This is a genomic window from Pseudomonas sp. S3_C06 (genome assembly GCF_054667675.1).
The window spans coordinates 3,211,810-3,230,000 of sequence record NZ_CP162747.1; the positions used below are offsets into that span (position 1 = coordinate 3,211,810).

The 18,191-nt window shown below is 54.7% G+C and carries 12 protein-coding genes, 4 tRNA genes and 2 rRNA genes (1 of these 18 running past the window's edge); all 18 read right to left on the reverse strand.

Annotation, left to right across the window (positions count from 1 at the left end):
* Positions 1 to 146: 146 nt before the first annotated feature.
* Entirely contained in the window at positions 147 to 4,346 is a 4,200-nt protein-coding gene (gene rpoC / locus AB4N44_RS14255; protein WP_034156498.1) for a DNA-directed RNA polymerase subunit beta', read from the reverse strand.
* Positions 4,347 to 4,410: 64 nt separating this feature from the next.
* A complete protein-coding gene (rpoB, locus tag AB4N44_RS14260) occupies positions 4,411 to 8,484 on the reverse strand; it encodes a DNA-directed RNA polymerase subunit beta (RefSeq protein WP_150751785.1) in 4,074 nt (1,357 codons plus the stop codon).
* 221 nt (positions 8,485 to 8,705) lie between these two features.
* A complete protein-coding gene (rplL, locus tag AB4N44_RS14265; protein ID WP_003228750.1) occupies positions 8,706 to 9,071 on the reverse strand; it encodes a 50S ribosomal protein L7/L12 in 366 nt (121 codons plus the stop codon).
* A 74-nt stretch (positions 9,072 to 9,145) separates the two neighbouring features.
* Complete coding sequence (gene rplJ, locus AB4N44_RS14270; RefSeq protein WP_008081912.1) at positions 9,146 to 9,646, reverse strand: 50S ribosomal protein L10; 501 nt, start codon at positions 9,644 to 9,646, stop codon at positions 9,146 to 9,148.
* Between the two features lie 198 nt (positions 9,647 to 9,844).
* Positions 9,845 to 10,540, reverse strand: a complete 696-nt coding sequence (gene rplA / locus AB4N44_RS14275) for a 50S ribosomal protein L1 (RefSeq protein WP_007916481.1) — start codon at positions 10,538 to 10,540, stop codon at positions 9,845 to 9,847.
* Positions 10,540 to 10,971 carry a 50S ribosomal protein L11 gene (rplK, locus tag AB4N44_RS14280; protein WP_003228756.1) on the reverse strand — a complete coding sequence of 144 codons (432 nt, stop codon included), beginning with the start codon at positions 10,969 to 10,971 and terminating at the stop codon, positions 10,540 to 10,542. The genes rplA and rplK overlap by 1 nt, the downstream gene beginning before the upstream one ends.
* 117 nt (positions 10,972 to 11,088) lie before the next feature.
* Positions 11,089 to 11,622 carry a transcription termination/antitermination protein NusG gene (gene nusG / locus AB4N44_RS14285; RefSeq protein WP_007957598.1) on the reverse strand — a complete coding sequence of 178 codons (534 nt, stop codon included), beginning with the start codon at positions 11,620 to 11,622 and terminating at the stop codon, positions 11,089 to 11,091.
* A 9-nt stretch (positions 11,623 to 11,631) separates the two neighbouring features.
* Complete coding sequence (gene secE, locus AB4N44_RS14290; RefSeq protein ID WP_127929972.1) at positions 11,632 to 12,000, reverse strand: preprotein translocase subunit SecE; 369 nt, start codon at positions 11,998 to 12,000, stop codon at positions 11,632 to 11,634.
* A 45-nt stretch (positions 12,001 to 12,045) separates the two neighbouring features.
* A tRNA-Trp gene (locus AB4N44_RS14295) sits at positions 12,046 to 12,121 on the reverse strand.
* 53 nt (positions 12,122 to 12,174) lie between these two features.
* Positions 12,175 to 13,368 carry an elongation factor Tu gene (tuf, locus tag AB4N44_RS14300; RefSeq protein ID WP_064361246.1) on the reverse strand — a complete coding sequence of 398 codons (1,194 nt, stop codon included), beginning with the start codon at positions 13,366 to 13,368 and terminating at the stop codon, positions 12,175 to 12,177.
* A gap of 85 nt (positions 13,369 to 13,453) precedes the next feature.
* Positions 13,454 to 13,529 (reverse strand) — tRNA-Thr (locus tag AB4N44_RS14305).
* Positions 13,530 to 13,554: 25 nt separating this feature from the next.
* Positions 13,555 to 13,628, reverse strand: a tRNA-Gly gene (locus AB4N44_RS14310).
* A 25-nt stretch (positions 13,629 to 13,653) separates the two neighbouring features.
* A tRNA-Tyr gene (locus tag AB4N44_RS14315) sits at positions 13,654 to 13,738 on the reverse strand.
* A gap of 143 nt (positions 13,739 to 13,881) precedes the next feature.
* Positions 13,882 to 14,313, reverse strand: a complete 432-nt coding sequence (locus tag AB4N44_RS14320; RefSeq protein WP_150776696.1) for a hypothetical protein — start codon at positions 14,311 to 14,313, stop codon at positions 13,882 to 13,884.
* A gap of 7 nt (positions 14,314 to 14,320) precedes the next feature.
* Positions 14,321 to 15,073, reverse strand: a complete 753-nt coding sequence (locus AB4N44_RS14325) for a pantothenate kinase (RefSeq protein WP_455807068.1) — start codon at positions 15,071 to 15,073, stop codon at positions 14,321 to 14,323.
* Positions 15,063 to 16,016, reverse strand: a complete 954-nt coding sequence (gene birA / locus AB4N44_RS14330; protein ID WP_460108633.1) for a bifunctional biotin--[acetyl-CoA-carboxylase] ligase/biotin operon repressor BirA — start codon at positions 16,014 to 16,016, stop codon at positions 15,063 to 15,065. The genes AB4N44_RS14325 and birA overlap by 11 nt, the downstream gene beginning before the upstream one ends.
* 132 nt (positions 16,017 to 16,148) lie before the next feature.
* A 5S ribosomal RNA gene (rrf, locus tag AB4N44_RS14335) occupies positions 16,149 to 16,264 on the reverse strand.
* Positions 16,265 to 16,428: 164 nt separating this feature from the next.
* Positions 16,429 to 18,191 (reverse strand): 23S ribosomal RNA (locus tag AB4N44_RS14340) (it continues 1,131 nt past the right edge of the window).

The window sequence follows — 18,191 nt, forward strand, 5'->3', positions numbered from 1 at the left end:
CCGCCAAATTTAGGGGATCAAGAGTCTAAAGAGGATCTTGTCCCCAGTCAAGGCAAGGCCCCGACCTCCCCGCCCGTCGAACCTTGACAATATGTCTCGATTCGACGAACGGAGCGATCAGGGCCTCAGCTCATTTACCGCAGAACTCAGTTACCGCTCGAGTTCAGCGCTTCGGTCAGTGCAGCTTCCACTTCACTGGCGCTTACGCGCAACGGTTTGTCAGCATCACGACGACGCTTGCGCTCGCTGTGATAAGCCAGACCGGTACCAGCCGGGATCAGACGACCCACGACCACGTTTTCTTTCAGGCCGCGCAGGTAATCGCGCTTGCCGGTGACTGCCGCTTCGGTCAGTACACGGGTGGTTTCCTGGAAGGAAGCCGCCGAGATGAACGATTCGGTGGACAACGACGCCTTGGTGATACCCAGCAGAACGCGAGTGTACTTGGAGACGAACTTGTCTTCGCCACCCAGACGCTCGTTTTCTACCAGTACGTGAGTCAGTTCCATCTGGTCGCCCTTGATGAAACTGGAATCGCCGGATTCAGCGATTTCAACTTTACGCAGCATCTGACGCAGGATGGTCTCGATGTGCTTGTCGTTGATCTTCACGCCTTGCAGACGGTAAACGTCCTGGATCTCGTTAACGATGTACTTGGCCAGCGCGCTCACACCCAGCAGACGCAGGATGTCGTGCGGATCGCTTGGGCCGTCGGAGATAACTTCGCCGCGGTTTACCTGTTCGCCTTCGAACACGTTCAGGTGACGCCACTTCGGAATCAGCTCTTCGTACGGATCGCTACCGTCGTTCGGGGTAATAACCAGACGGCGCTTGCCTTTGGTCTCTTTACCGAACGCGATGGTGCCGCTGACTTCAGCCAGAATCGACGCTTCTTTCGGACGACGAGCTTCGAACAAGTCGGCAACACGCGGCAGACCACCGGTGATGTCGCGGGTCTTCGAAGTTTCTTGCGGGATACGCGCGATAACATCACCGATCGCGATCTTCGCACCATCCGCAACACCGACCAGGGCGTTGGCTGGCAGGAAGTACTGAGCGATAACGTCAGTGCCTGGCAGCAACAGATCCTTGCCGTTGTCGTCGACCATCTTCACTGCTGGACGGATTTCCTTGCCCGCAGCTGGACGATCTTTCGCGTCGAGTACTTCAATGTTGGTCATACCGGTCAATTCGTCAGTCTGACGCTTGATCGTGATGCCTTCTTCCATGCCCACGTAGGTCACGGTACCTTTCATTTCGGTAACGATCGGGTGAGTGTGCGGATCCCACTTGGCCACGATTGCGCCAGCGTCGACCTTGTCACCCTCTTTAACCGAAATCACAGCACCGTACGGCAGCTTGTAACGCTCACGCTCACGACCGAAGTCATCAGCGATGGCCAGCTCACCGGAACGGGACACAGCCACCAGGTGACCATCCACTCGCTCAACGTGTTTCAGGTTGTGCAGACGGACGGTACCGCCATTCTTCACCTGAACGCTGTCGGCTGCGGAAGTACGGCTTGCCGCACCACCGATGTGGAACGTACGCATCGTCAGCTGGGTACCCGGCTCACCGATGGACTGGGCAGCGATAACGCCAACCGCTTCACCGATGTTCACCTGGTGACCACGAGCCAGATCACGGCCGTAGCACTTGGCGCAAATGCCATAGCGGGTTTCGCAGCTGATCGGCGAACGCACGATCACTTCGTCGATGCTGTTCAGCTCGATGAATTCAACCCACTTCTCGTCTACCAGAGTACCGGCCGGAACGATAACGTCCTCGGTGCCTGGCTTGAATACGTCACGGGCAATAACACGACCCAATACACGCTCACCCAACGGCTCTACAACGTCACCGCCTTCAATGTGCGGAGTCATCAGCAGACCGTGTTCGGTGCCGCAATCGATCTCGGTTACAACCAGATCCTGCGCCACGTCTACCAGACGACGAGTCAGGTAACCGGAGTTCGCAGTTTTCAACGCGGTATCCGCCAGACCTTTACGAGCACCGTGAGTCGAGATGAAGTACTGAAGTACGCTCAAACCTTCACGGAAGTTCGCAGTAATCGGCGTTTCAATGATGGAACCGTCCGGCTTGGCCATCAGACCACGCATACCGGCCAGCTGACGAATCTGTGCTGCGGAACCCCGCGCACCCGAGTCGGCCATCATGTACATCGAGTTGAAAGACTCTTGATCGACTTCAACGCCGTGACGGTCGATAACCTTCTCTTTCGAGAGGTTGGCCATCATTGCCTTGGAAACTTCGTCGTTCGCTTTCGACCAAAGGTCGATCACTTTGTTGTACTTCTCGCCCTGGGTTACCAGGCCGGAGGCATACTGGCTCTCGATCTCTTTCACTTCGTCGGTGGCTGCACCGATGATGCGGGCTTTCTCGTCCGGGATAACGAAGTCGTTAACACCGATGGAAACGCCGGAGATGGTCGAGTAAGCGAAACCGGTGTACATCAACTGGTCAGCGAAGATCACGGTCTCTTTCAAACCAACCACGCGGTAGCACTGGTTGATCAGCTTGGAGATCGCTTTTTTCTTCATCGGCAGGTTGACGACGTCGTACGACAGACCTTTTGGCACAACCTGGAACAGCAGCGCACGGCCGACAGTGGTGTCGACGATACGGGTACCGCTCACGCTGTTGCCATCACGGTCGTTGACGGTTTCGTTGATACGAACCTTGACCTTGGCGTGCAGTGCGGCTTCGCCGGCACGGAACACACGGTCAACTTCCTGCAGATCCGCGAACACACGACCTTCGCCTTTGGCGTTGATCGCTTCACGAGTCATGTAGTACAGACCCAATACAACGTCCTGCGACGGAACGATGATTGGCTCACCGTTGGCTGGCGACAGAATGTTGTTGGTCGACATCATCAACGCACGCGCTTCCAGCTGGGCTTCCAGTGTCAGCGGTACGTGCACGGCCATTTGGTCGCCGTCGAAGTCGGCGTTGTACGCGGCGCAGACCAGAGGGTGCAGCTGGATAGCCTTACCTTCGATCAGTACCGGTTCAAACGCCTGGATACCCAGACGGTGAAGGGTCGGTGCACGGTTGAGAAGAACCGGGTGTTCGCGAATCACTTCAGCGAGAACGTCCCAAACCTCTGGCAGTTCGCGCTCGACCATTTTCTTGGCCGCTTTGATGGTGGTCGCGAGACCACGCATTTCCAGCTTGCCGAAAATGAACGGTTTGAACAGCTCGAGAGCCATCTTCTTCGGCAGACCGCACTGATGCAGACGCAGGGTCGGGCCTACGGTAATTACCGAACGACCGGAGTAGTCAACACGCTTACCGAGCAAGTTCTGACGGAAACGACCTTGCTTACCCTTGATCATGTCAGCCAGGGATTTCAGAGGACGCTTGTTCGAACCGGTGATAGCGCGGCCACGACGACCGTTGTCGAGCAGAGCATCGACAGCTTCCTGCAACATACGCTTTTCGTTGCGCACGATGATGTCCGGAGCGGACAGATCCAGCAGGCGCTTCAAACGGTTGTTACGGTTGATCACTCGACGATACAGATCGTTGAGGTCGGAAGTCGCGAAACGACCGCCATCCAGCGGGACCAGTGGACGCAGATCTGGCGGCAGAACCGGCAGAACGGTCAGCACCATCCACTCTGGCAGGTTGCCGGAACCCTGGAAGGCTTCCATCAACTTCAGACGCTTGGACAGCTTCTTGATCTTGGTTTCCGAGTTGGTTTGCGGAATTTCTTCACGCAGACGGCCAATCTCGTGTTCCAGGTCGATAGCGTGCAGCAGTTCACGGACAGCTTCAGCACCCATACGGGCGTCGAAGTCGTCACCGAACTCTTCCAGCGCTTCAAAGTACTGCTCGTCGTTCAGTAGCTGACCTTTTTCAAGGGTGGTCATGCCTGGATCGATAACGACATAGCTCTCGAAGTAGAGAACGCGTTCGATATCACGCAGGGTCATGTCCATCAGCAAGCCGATACGGGACGGCAGCGATTTCAGGAACCAGATGTGGGCAACCGGCGAAGCCAGTTCGATGTGCGCCATGCGCTCACGACGAACCTTGGCCAGTGCAACTTCAACGCCGCACTTCTCGCAGATCACACCACGGTGCTTCAAGCGCTTGTACTTACCGCACAGGCACTCGTAATCCTTTACCGGGCCAAAGATCTTGGCGCAGAACAGACCGTCACGCTCAGGTTTGAACGTACGGTAGTTGATGGTTTCCGGCTTTTTAACTTCACCGAACGACCATGAGCGGATCATCTCAGGCGAGGCCAATCCGATACGGATGGCGTCGAACTCTTCGACTTGACCCTGGTTTTTCAGCAAATTCAGTAGGTCTTTCAAGGCCTTTCCTCCTGGCGGAGCAGAGAGCGGGCAATCCTGCCCCGCTCTCGATTCGCGTCACGTGTTATTCGGTTTCCAGATCGATATCGATGCCGAGGGAACGAATTTCCTTGATCAACACGTTGAAGGACTCGGGCATGCCCGGCTCCATACGGTGATCGCCATCCACGATGTTTTTGTACATCTTGGTACGGCCGTTCACATCGTCCGACTTCACTGTGAGCATTTCTTGCAGAGTGTAAGCAGCACCGTATGCTTCCAGTGCCCAGACCTCCATCTCCCCGAAACGCTGACCACCGAACTGCGCCTTACCACCCAGCGGCTGCTGGGTAACCAGGCTGTACGAACCGGTAGAACGCGCGTGCATCTTGTCGTCTACCAAGTGGTTCAGCTTCAGCATGTACATGTAGCCAACGGTAACTGGACGCTCGAACTTGTTGCCGGTACGGCCGTCAGTCAGCTGCATCTGGCCGCTTTCCGGCAGGTCTGCCAGTTTCAGCATGGCCTTGATTTCGCTTTCCTTGGCGCCGTCGAACACTGGGGTGGCCATTGGAACACCGCCACGCAGGTTCTTCGCCAGATCCAGGATTTCCTGATCGGAGAAGCTGTCCAGATCTTCGTTACGACCGCCGATCTGGTTGTAGATCTCGTCCAGGAAGGTACGCAGTTCAGCGACTTTACGCTGCTCTTCGATCATCCGGTTGATCTTCTCACCCAGACCTTTGGCCGCGAGGCCCAGGTGGGTTTCAAGGATCTGACCAACGTTCATACGCGAAGGTACGCCCAGTGGGTTGAGGACGACGTCGACCGGGGTGCCATTGGCATCGTGCGGCATGTCTTCAACCGGCATGATCACGGAGACCACACCTTTGTTACCGTGACGACCGGCCATCTTGTCGCCCGGCTGGATGCGACGACGGATTGCCAGGTAAACCTTGACGATTTTCAGCACGCCTGGAGCCAGGTCATCGCCCTGCTGCAGTTTGCGCTTCTTGTCTTCGAACTTGTCGTCCAGCAGACGGCGACGATCAACGATGTAGGCCTGAGCCTTCTCGAGCTGCTCGTTCAGAGCATCTTCAGCCATGCGCAGTTTGAACCACTGACCATGCTCAAGACCGTCGAGAACTTCGTCGGTGATGTCCTGACCTTTCTTCAGACCTGCGCCGCCTTCAGCCTTGTGGCCTACCAGAGCGGAACGCAGACGTTCGAAAGTCGCGCCTTCAACGATACGGAACTCTTCGTTCAGATCCTTGCGGATCTCGTCCAGCTGGGACTTCTCGATCGACAGTGCACGAGCATCACGCTCAACGCCGTCGCGGGTGAAGACCTGTACGTCGATGACAGTACCTTTGGTACCGGTAGGTACACGCAGGGAGGTGTCTTTAACGTCGCTGGCTTTTTCACCGAAGATTGCACGCAGCAGTTTTTCTTCCGGAGTCAGTTGGGTCTCGCCTTTCGGAGTGACCTTACCTACCAGAATGTCGCCTGCGCCAACTTCAGCACCTACGTAAACGATACCGGCTTCGTCCAGCTTGTTCAGTGCAGCTTCACCCACGTTAGGGATGTCCGCAGTGATTTCCTCTGGGCCAAGCTTGGTGTCACGGGCCACACAGGTCAGTTCCTGAATGTGGATCGTGGTGAAACGGTCTTCCTGAACCACACGCTCGGACAGGCAGATGGAGTCTTCGAAGTTGAAGCCGTTCCATGCCATGAACGCGATGCGCATGTTCTGACCCAGCGCCAGTTCACCCATGTCGGTGGACGGGCCGTCGGCCATGATGTCGCTACGCTGAACGCGATCACCCTTGCTCACCAGCGGACGCTGGTTGATGCAGGTGTTCTGGTTCGAGCGGGTGTATTTGGTCAGGTTGTAGATGTCGACACCAGCTTCGCCGGTTTCAACTTCGTCATCAGCAACACGAACCACGATACGGCTGGCGTCGACGGAATCGATCACGCCGCCACGACGAGCAACGACGCAAACGCCGGAGTCACGGGCTACGTTACGCTCCATGCCGGTACCTACCAGCGGCTTGTCAGCGCGCAGGGTTGGTACAGCTTGACGCTGCATGTTCGAACCCATCAACGCACGGTTGGCGTCGTCGTGCTCGAGGAACGGAATCAACGACGCTGCAACCGAAACTACCTGCTTCGGCGAAACGTCCATCAAGGTGACTTCTTCAGGCGCCTTGACGGTGAATTCGTTCAGGTGACGTACGGCTACCAGTTCGTCGATCAGGACTTTCTGGTCGTTCATGGTCGCCGAAGCCTGCGCGATCACGTGATCGGCTTCTTCAATAGCGGACAGGAACACGATCTCGTCGGTGACCACACCCTCTTTCACCACGCGGTACGGGCTTTCCAGGAAGCCGTACTGGTTGGTGCGAGCGTAAGCAGCCAGGGAGTTGATCAGACCGATGTTCGGACCTTCCGGCGTTTCAATCGGGCATACACGACCGTAGTGAGTCGGGTGTACGTCACGGACTTCAAAGCCTGCGCGCTCACGAGTCAGACCGCCAGGGCCGAGTGCAGAGACACGACGCTTGTGGGTAATCTCGGACAGCGGGTTGTTCTGGTCCATGAACTGCGAGAGCTGGCTGGAACCGAAGAACTCTTTCACCGCTGCAGCCACTGGCTTGGCGTTGATCAGGTCTTGCGGCATCAGGCCTTCGCTTTCAGCCATCGACAGACGCTCTTTGACCGCACGCTCAACACGCACCAGGCCAACGCGGAACTGGTTCTCGGCCATTTCGCCTACGCAGCGAACACGACGGTTACCCAGGTGGTCGATGTCATCGACGATGCCTTTACCGTTACGGATGTCGACCAGAGTCTTCAGTACCGCGACGATGTCTTCCTTGCACAGCACGCCCGAACCTTCGATCTCGGTACGACCGATACGACGGTTGAACTTCATCCGGCCGACCGCAGACAGGTCATAGCGCTCAGGGCTGAAGAACAGGTTGTTGAACAGGGTTTCGGCAGCGTCTTTGGTTGGCGGCTCGCCTGGACGCATCATGCGATAGATCTCGACCAGCGCTTCCAATTGGTTGCTGGTGGAGTCGATCTTCAGCGTGTCGGAGACGAACGGACCGCAGTCGATATCGTTGGTGTACAGAGTCTCGATGCGAACAACGCCGGCCTTGGCAATTTTTGCCAGGACTTCAGTGTTCAGTTCGGTGTTGCACTCTGCCAGGATTTCGCCGGTAGCCGGGTGCACGATGACCTTGGCGGTAGTACGGCCCAGGACGTAGTCCAGAGGTACTTCCAGAGTCTTGATGCCGGCTTTTTCGATCTGGTTGATGTGGCGCGCGGTAATACGGCGGCCCGCTTCAACAATGACCTTGCCCTTCTCGTCCTGAATGTCCAGAACCGCAATTTCACCACGCAGACGCGAAGCAATCAGTTCCAGGCTGAGGGTTTCGCCGCTCAGGTGGAAAACGTTGGTGGTGTAGAAAGCGTCCAGCACTTCTTCAGTGGTATAGCCGAGCGCGCGCAGCAGTACCGATGCCGGCAGCTTGCGACGACGGTCGATACGCACGAACACGCAGTCTTTCGGGTCGAACTCGAAGTCCAGCCACGAACCGCGGTAAGGAATGATGCGCGCGGAGTACAGCAGTTTGCCGGAGCTATGCGTCTTGCCGCGGTCGTGGTCGAAGAACACGCCCGGGGAACGGTGCAGCTGGGAAACGATTACACGCTCGGTACCGTTGATTACGAAGGTACCGTTCTCAGTCATCAGGGGAATTTCACCCATGTAGACTTCTTGCTCTTTGATGTCCTTGATCGCTTTGTTCGACGATTCTTTGTCGAAAATGATCAGGCGCACTTTTACCCGCAAAGGTACGGCGAAAGTTACACCGCGCAATACGCATTCTTTGACATCAAATGCCGGTTCGCCCAGGCGATAACCGACGTACTCCAGCGCAGCATTGCCGGAGTAGCTGATGATCGGGAAAACGGATTTGAAGGCCGCATGCAGGCCCACGTCGCGGAACTGATCTTTAGTCGCTCCCGCTTGCAAGAATTCACGATACGAATCCAGCTGGATGGCCAGGAGGTAAGGCACATCCATGACGTCCGGCAACTTGCTAAAGTCCTTGCGGATACGTTTTTTCTCAGTATATGAGTAAGCCATCAGCGTTCCCCAGCTTGGTCACCTGCTTGTTTGGCCCCTCCCGACGGGAGCAGCCAGAAAATCGTGCAAACCCCATGGTTTGCGCCACCGCATCGGGTGGTTACAGCGCCTTTATCAGCACCGACCCAGTCGGCTGCCAATAACGGAAAAAGGCCGGTGGCAAGAGCCACCAGCCATCAGCCTGTCGCTTGACGCTCGGGCTGGAGGAGCAAAGTCGATACTTATTTCAGCTCGACTTTAGCGCCTGCTTCTTCCAGCTTCTTCTTGGCGTCTTCAGCCGCTTCTTTCGAAACGCCTTCAGCTACAACCTGAGGAGCGCCGTCTACTTTCTCTTTGGCTTCTTTCAGGCCCAGACCGGTCAGTTCACGAACTGCCTTGATCACGTTAACCTTCTTCTCGCCAGCTTCCAGCAGAACAACGTTGAACTCGGTTTGCTCTTCAACAACAGCGGCAGCAGCAGCTGGACCAGCCGAAGCAGCAGCAGCGGTAACACCGAAGGTTTCTTCCATCGCTTTGATCAGCTCAACGATTTCCACTACGGATTTCTGGCCGATTGCTTCGATGATTTGTTCGTTAGTCAGAGACATGACTCAATTCCTGAATTGGGGGACGGCCTACGCGACCATCGAAATAAACAAAAAACGCGAGAAGTTGACGAGCCTTAGGCTGCGGCAGCTTCTTTCTGGTCGCGAATTGCCGCCAGAGTACGAGCCAATTTGCTGGTAGCGCCTTGAATCACGCTCATCAGCTGAGAAATTGCTTCGTCACGGGTCGGCAAGGTTGCCAGTACGTCGATCTGATTAGCTGCGAGGAACTTGCCCTCGAACGCAGCTGCCTTGATCTCGAACTTGTCCTGACCCTTGGCAAACTCTTTGAAGATACGGGCAGCAGCGCCCGGATGTTCGTTCGAGAATGCAATCAGGGTCGGGCCGGTGAACACGTCGTTGAGGACACTGTATTGAGTGTCAGCAACAGCGCGCTTGAGCAGGGTGTTACGTACAACACGTACGTAAACGCCAGCTTCACGAGCCTCTTTACGGAGTCCGGTCATTGCGCCTACTGTTACGCCACGTGCATCAACCACGACAGCGGACAGAGCGACTTTGGCAGCCTCGTTGACTTCAGCGACGATGGCCTTCTTGTCTTCGAGATTAATTGCCACGGGTTTAACTCCTGCTTGTTACCGTTTCATTCGATCGGAACCGAATGTCGTTTTGGTGTCTGATTCGGTAAGGAACCGGGAGCACCATCTGCGTAGGCTTATGGTTTAAGACTTGCGTCGCCTACGGTCTTGGATAGCCCCCGCCAGGCAGGGACCCCAATCTTTCAATTGGCGCGAACCATCGCGCCAACCTTTGTCTTACGCGTCCAGCGAGCTCTGATCGATGACCAGACCTGGGCCCATGGTGGTGCTCAGGGTAACGCGCTTGACGTAGATACCTTTCGAAGAAGCAGGCTTGATACGCTTCAGATCAGCGATCAGGGCTTCAACGTTTTCCTTCAGCTTGACGGCGTCGAAGCCCATCTTGCCAACGGAAGTGTGAATGATGCCGTTTTTGTCGGTGCGATAACGAACCTGACCAGCTTTAGCGTTTTTAACCGCGGTAGCTACGTCTGGAGTTACGGTACCAACCTTAGGGTTAGGCATCAGACCACGTGGACCGAGGATCTGACCCAGTTGACCTACAACGCGCATGGCATCCGGGGATGCGATCACTACGTCATAGTTCAGGTCGCCGCCTTTCATTTCAGCAGCCAGGTCGTCCATACCTACACGGTCAGCGCCGGCAGCCAAAGCGGCCTCAGCAGCTGGACCCTGGGTGAACACAGCAACGCGAACAGTCTTGCCAGTGCCGTGTGGCAGCACAGTAGCGCTACGAACAACCTGGTCGGATTTACGCGGGTCTACACCCAGGTTTACAGCAACGTCGAACGACTCGCTGAACTTGACAGTCGACAGCTCAGCCAGCAGAGCAGCGGCGTCTACAATGTTGTAGGCCTTGCCTGCTTCGATTTTGCCGGCGATAGCCTTTTGACGCTTGGTCAGCTTAGCCATTACACACCCTCCACGTTAAGGCCCATGCTACGAGCAGAACCGGCGATAGTACGCACGGCTGCATCCATATCAGCTGCAGTCAGATCCGCGTTTTTGGTTTTCGCGATTTCTTCCAGCTGAGCACGGGTAACGGTGCCAACCTTAACGGTGTTCGGACGAGCGGAACCGCTGGTCAGACCGGCCGCTTTCTTCAGCAGAACCGAAGCAGGGGTGGATTTTGTTTCGAAAGTGAAGCTACGGTCGCTGTAGACAGTGATGATCACTGGAGTCGGCAGACCAGCTTCCAGACCCTGAGTACGGGCGTTGAAAGCTTTGCAGAATTCCATGATGTTCACGCCGTGCTGACCCAGAGCAGGACCAACAGGTGGGCTTGGGTTAGCCTGAGCGGCCTTCACTTGCAGCTTGATGTAAGCGGTAATTTTCTTGGCCATGAGGCACTCCAATTACGGGTTCAAACGCCTCGAAAGGCTCCCCGGTTACTTGCGCGTTTATCCCAGTGACGACAAAACCCCACAGCCTAGGGCTGCGGGGTTGGGATGCTTGTCCAGTTAGACCTTTTCGACCTGACTGAACTCCAACTCTACCGGAGTAGAGCGACCGAAAATAAGCACAGCCACTTGGATCCGGCTCTTTTCGTAATTAACTTCTTCAACAACGCCATTGAAATCAGCGAATGGACCGTCATTGACTCGCACCGTTTCACCTGGCTCGAAGAGAGTCTTTGGCTTCGGCTTGTCGCTACCATCAGCAACACGACGCAGAATCGCTTCTGCTTCTTTATCGGTGATCGGTGCAGGTTTATCAGCAGTACCGCCAATAAAGCCCATCACCCGAGGAGTATCCTTGACCAAGTGCCAAGTACCCTCATTCATATCCATCTGAACCAGCACGTAGCCCGGAAAGAACTTACGCTCGCTTTTGCGCTTCTGGCCATTACGCATTTCAACCACTTCTTCAGTGGGAACCAGAATCTCGCCGAAGCCATCTTCCATGCCAGCCAGCTTTACGCGCTCGATCAGCGAGCGCATCACATGCTTCTCGTAACCCGAGTAAGCATGCACAACATACCAACGCTTAGCCACGGGACACCCTTAGCCGACAATCAAGGAAACAAGCCAGCCGAGCAGGGAATCAAGCCCCCACAACAGCAACGCCATAACCAGAACAACAGCCACCACAATCAGGGTGGTCTGCGTGGTTTCTTGGCGAGTTGGCCACACGACTTTACGAATCTCGGTGCGAGCTTCCTTAACCAGTACAAAGAAAGACTTGCCCTTCGCAGTCTGCAGGCCTACAAAGGCAGCTACAGCAGCAATGACAAGCAAAGCGAGTACACGGTACAGGATCGGCGAAGCAGAGTAATACTGATTGCCAACAACGCCAATAACCACCAAAGCGACAACTACAAGCCACTTGAGCAGATCGAAGCGAGAGCCTTGAGCTTCAGCTTTAGGAGTCATCTATGAAGATCCTGTGAAAAGAAAGCCAGACACACCGAGTGAATCTGGCAGGTCAGGAGGGAATCGAACCCCCAACCTACGGTTTTGGAGACCGTCGCTCTGCCAATTGAGCTACTGACCTAAAACAAAATCAGGCCGACCATTATGCCGGCCCGAAAAATACATTACAACCACTTACTCGATGATTTTAGCTACGACGCCAGCGCCGACGGTACGACCGCCTTCACGGATAGCGAAACGCAGACCGTCTTCCATCGCGATGGTTTTGATCAGGGTAACAGTCATCTGAATGTTGTCACCTGGCATTACCATTTCAACGCCTTCTGGCAGCTCGCAGTTACCAGTCACGTCAGTAGTACGGAAGTAGAACTGTGGACGGTAGCCTTTGAAGAACGGAGTGTGACGACCGCCTTCTTCCTTGCTCAGAACGTAAACTTCTGCAGTGAACTTGGTGTGCGGCTTAACCGAACCCGGCTTAACCAGAACCTGACCACGTTCAACGTCGTCACGCTTGGTACCACGCAGCAGAACGCCGCAGTTCTCGCCAGCACGACCTTCGTCGAGCAGCTTGCGGAACATTTCAACACCGGTGCAAGTAGTAACAGTGGTGTCACGCAGACCAACGATTTCCAGCGGATCCTGAACGCGAACGATACCGCGCTCGATACGACCAGTCACAACAGTACCGCGACCCGAGATCGAGAATACGTCTTCGATTGGCATCAGGAACGGCTTGTCGATCATACGAACTGGTTCTGGGATGTAGGCATCCAGAGTCTCTACCAGCTTCTTGACAGCGGTAGTGCCCATTTCGTTGTCGTCTTTGCCTTCCAGCGCCATACGAGCCGAACCGATGATGATTGGAGTGTCATCGCCCGGGAAGTCGTAGGTGGACAGCAGGTCGCGAACCTCCATCTCAACCAGTTCCAGCAGCTCAGCGTCGTCTACCAGGTCAGCCTTGTTCAGGAAAACCACGATGTACGGAACGCCTACCTGACGGGACAGCAGGATGTGCTCACGGGTTTGTGGCATCGGACCATCAGCGGCCGAGCAAACCAGAATAGCGCCGTCCATTTGAGCAGCACCGGTGATCATGTTCTTCACATAGTCAGCGTGACCTGGGCAGTCAACGTGAGCGTAGTGACGGATCTTCGAGTTGTACTCAACGTGTGCGGTGTTGATGGTGATACCGCGAGCTTTTTCTTCTGGTGCGCTGTCGATCTTGTCGAAGTCAACGATTGCGGAACCGAAAACTTCGGAGCAAACGCGAGTCAGAGCAGCAGTCAGAGTGGTTTTACCGTGGTCAACGTGACCAATGGTCCCAACGTTGACGTGGGGCAGGGAACGATCAAATTTTTCCTTAGCCATCGATATCACCCTCAACAGAAGAAATTAGACAAACAATATCAACCATTAAAACAAAGGCAGATATTTTCATATCTGCCTTGTTATATGGAGCTCTTGAGCGGATTTGAACCGCTGACCTCACCCTTACCAAGGGTGTGCTCTACCAACTGAGCTACAAGAGCGAAACACTTGCACAACCTGCAAACTTGGAGCGGGTAGCGGGAATCGAACCCGCATCATCAGCTTGGAAGGCTGAGGTTCTACCACTAAACTATACCCGCGGAGCCTGCAGCTCACGCTTAAATCTGGTGGAGGGAGAAGGATTCGAACCTTCGAAGTCGTAGACGTCAGATTTACAGTCTGATCCCTTTGGCCGCTCGGGAACCCCTCCTAATCAGGCCGGCATTCTATACCATGCCAAGCCCCTGTCAAGCATTTTCTCATTTAAAAACCTGAGGTTAGCTGCGTTGACGTCGCTTCACTTTGAGTCCCTGTTTAGGTCTTCACTGTGGAGCGGGCGCCATTCTATGCAAACTATTCAGCAGGTGCAACCCCCTCACACAGCATTATTTTATGTTTTAACTCATTGAATTCCTTGGAAAGGTTTTGCAACTGGGCGTCCCCTAGCAAACGCTGGCTCTGAGGCGCGACAGACAACCAATAACCAGCCCCGGGAGCATCCTTCGACGAAGTTTTCACATCGACACCCATTTCAGCCAACCGCTGTCGAAGGGCGGAAATCGATTCTTCCCGGGAAAAGCCACCAAGGAAAAGGCACTCTTGCCGCCGAGCTCCCTGCACCTCCCGAACATCGCCCTTCGTTTCACTGAGCAAGCGAATGTCTTGCTGGGAACCTCGATACAAACTAAGAGGCGTCACGTCCTTCGCCCGCAAGGGCGCCTCCTGCTGATGCCAGACATAATAGAAACCATTAAGAACAAGGAGCAGGAGAAACAACCAACGCATACAAACCTCAGGAAAAAGGACACGCCATAGCCAAGCCCACAAACACGAGGTCGGGTACGACTCGGGCCTCAGGCGCGACATCTGCGACCAAAACAGCATCACCGCCAGTTATAAAGACTGCAAAATCTTTCCCCCAGTAGGAACTCGCCATTTCCAGTTGAGTCAGCACAAAACCTCGCAACATTAACGAGCACCCACGCTCCACCGCCTCAACAGTGCTCCGCCCAGGCGCATTGCTGGACAGCGCGCGTTCAGCCGCCAGGTCGCCATAGCGAATCTTGCGGGTATGAGTACGCAACTGATTTCGCATCAACGGCATCCCCGGGCAAATAAAGCCGCCCAGATGCTCGCCATCAGCGGCAATAAAATCAGCAGTTACCGCCGTACCGAAATCGAGTACCAGGCAAGCGCTGCCCGATGCCAGATGAAACCCGCCAAGCATGGCCAACCATCTATCGAGCCCTAGACGCTCGTAGTCTTCATAACCATTTTTGACACCAGACATTTCACGAGCGGACTCAGCGCACACAACCGAAATACCGAACTCCCGCTCGATCGCACCGATCAATGCATCAGTTTCCTCTGCAGTCCTGACACTCACCAGGCGACACTTGCGCAGCACAAGCCCATCAAGAGATCTCAAACTGTCAAGCAACGCCAGATCAGAGTCGACAACCCCTTCAGAAAAGAGAGCGTCGGGCGCAGCCTTCAGTACTCGCCATTTAATAAAGCTGTTCCCGCAGTCGAGCTCAAGAATCATCACGCAACCTCAGACTGAGCTCACCACCACTAAAGACTTTTTCCACGCCACTCACCTTCAGGCGCAGAGCACCCTGACTATCTATTCCGAGCACCACGCCATCTACCTGACTCGAACCCGCAATCAATGAGACAGGCCGATCCTGCCACAGGTGATTGGCCTCCCATTCTGCCTGGAGAACCGAGAAACCATCCGCCTGATGACGCTGGATGTAAGCACTTAACTGCTCACTCAGCTCAACCACCAAAGCATTACGATCACTGCTCTTGCCTGACTCAAGCCGGATAGAGGTCCATTGCTGGTCAACCTCATCAGCAAGCTGCATATTCACGTTGATACCAATACCCAACACCACGTGGCAAACATCTGCCGGATCACCAACGAGCTCCAGGAGAATGCCGGCGATTTTCTTGCTACCTACCAAGACATCGTTGGGCCACTTCAATCCGGCACTTGGCACACCAAAATTTCGCAGAGCCTGCAAGACAGCCAACCCCACGACAAGACTCAAGCCCTCGAGCTGGCGCATTCCGCCATCAATACGCAGGACAAGGCTGTAATAAAGATTTTCAGCGAACGGACTCACCCATTTGCGACCTCTTCGCCCACGCCCGGAGACTTGCCGTTCTGCGAGCACCAAAAAGGGGGCCAAACTACCTTGGCCGATCGCGCGCAAAGCCTCAGCGTTTGTCGAGTCGACCGAATCCAGAACGGTCACCGGCCAGCTTGGCGCCATTGCAGATATAGTCAGAGAGTCGAGCAGCATCAATGGTGCAGCCAGTTGATAGCCCCGCCCCCGAACTTTATGAATGGATAAGCCAAGATCAGCCTCCAGATGCTGAAGCTGCTTCCATACCGCACTTCGACTTATTCCCAGGGCAGCGCCCAGATCCTGACCAGAATGGAATCGACCATCCTTCAGAAGGTTCAACAACGTCAGCATGCAGGTCTCGCCTCACAATGAGGCCCGAATAATAGCCATGGCCCGGGCCGTTGCATAGAAATCAAGCAGATACATTTCCTGCGGGCAAAACAAAACCCCAACTGCTTTCGCAATTGGGGTTTCGGAATTTAATCTTGACGATGACCTACTCTCACATGGGGAAACCCCACACTACCATCGGCGATGCATCGTTTCACTGCTGAGTTCGGGATGGGATCAGGTGGTTCCAACGCTCTATGGTCGTCAAGAAATTCGGGTACTGAGTCGTGGCCTTGTGGCCTCGCTTCAGCAAATTGGGTATGTGACAGCTTTCGGTGTTTGTGCTGCTTTTTTAAGTGCAGTCGAACTTTCGGTTCGTTTCGTCTTCACACACCGCAATCTGGCCTTTCGACGCAAATTGCTTGGGTGTTATATGGTCAAGCCTCACGGGCAATTAGTATTGGTTAGCTCAACGCCTCACAGCGCTTACACACCCAACCTATCAACGTCGTAGTCTTCGACGGCCCTTCAGGGAACTCAAGGTTCCAGTGAGATCTCATCTTGAGGCAAGTTTCCCGCTTAGATGCTTTCAGCGGTTATCTTTCCCGAACATAGCTACCCGGCAATGCCACTGGCGTGACAACCGGAACACCAGAGGTTCGTCCACTCCGGTCCTCTCGTACTAGGAGCAGCCCCTCTCAAATCTCAAACGTCCACGGCAGATAGGGACCGAACTGTCTCACGACGTTCTAAACCCAGCTCGCGTACCACTTTAAATGGCGAACAGCCATACCCTTGGGACCGGCTTCAGCCCCAGGATGTGATGAGCCGACATCGAGGTGCCAAACACCGCCGTCGATATGAACTCTTGGGCGGTATCAGCCTGTTATCCCCGGAGTACCTTTTATCCGTTGAGCGATGGCCCTTCCATACAGAACCACCGGATCACTAAGACCTACTTTCGTACCTGCTCGACGTGTCTGTCTCGCAGTCAAGCGCGCTTTTGCCTTTATACTCTACGACCGATTTCCGACCGGTCTGAGCGCACCTTCGTACTCCTCCGTTACTCTTTAGGAGGAGACCGCCCCAGTCAAACTACCCACCATACACTGTCCTCGATCCGGATAACGGACCTGAGTTAGAACCTCAAAGTTGCCAGGGTGGTATTTCAAGGATGGCTCCACGCGAACTGGCGTCCACGCTTCAAAGCCTCCCACCTATCCTACACAAGCAAATTCAAAGTCCAGTGCAAAGCTATAGTAAAGGTTCACGGGGTCTTTCCGTCTAGCCGCGGATACACTGCATCTTCACAGCGATTTCAATTTCACTGAGTCTCGGGTGGAGACAGCGCCGCCATCGTTACGCCATTCGTGCAGGTCGGAACTTACCCGACAAGGAATTTCGCTACCTTAGGACCGTTATAGTTACGGCCGCCGTTTACCGGGGCTTCGATCAAGAGCTTCGCGTTAGCTAACCCCATCAATTAACCTTCCGGCACCGGGCAGGCGTCACACCCTATACGTCCACTTTCGTGTTTGCAGAGTGCTGTGTTTTTAATAAACAGTCGCAGCGGCCTGGTATCTTCGACCGGCATGAGCTTACGGAGCAAGTCCTTCACCCTCACCGGCGCACCTTCTCCCGAAGTTACGGTGCCATTTTGCCTAGTTCCTTCACCCGAGTTCTCTCAAGCGCCTTGGTATTCTCTACCCAACCACCTGTGTCGGTTTGGGGTACGGTTCCTGGTTACCTGAAGCTTAGAAGCTTTTCTTGGAAGCATGGCATCAACCACTTCGTGTTCTAAAAGAACACTCGTCATCAGCTCTCGGCCTTAGAATCCCGGATTTACCTAAGATTCCAGCCTACCACCTTAAACTTGGACAACCAACGCCAAGCTGGCCTAGCCTTCTCCGTCCCTCCATCGCAATAACCAGAAGTACAGGAATATTAACCTGTTTTCCATCGACTACGCTTTTCAGCCTCGCCTTAGGGACCGACTAACCCTGCGTCGATTAACGTTGCGCAGGAAACCTTGGTCTTTCGGCGTGGGTGTTTTTCACACCCATTGTCGTTACTCATGTCAGCATTCGCACTTCTGATACCTCCAGCAAGCTTCTCAACTCACCTTCACAGGCTTACAGAACGCTCCTCTACCGCATCACCCGAAGGTGATACCCGTAGCTTCGGTGTATGGTTTGA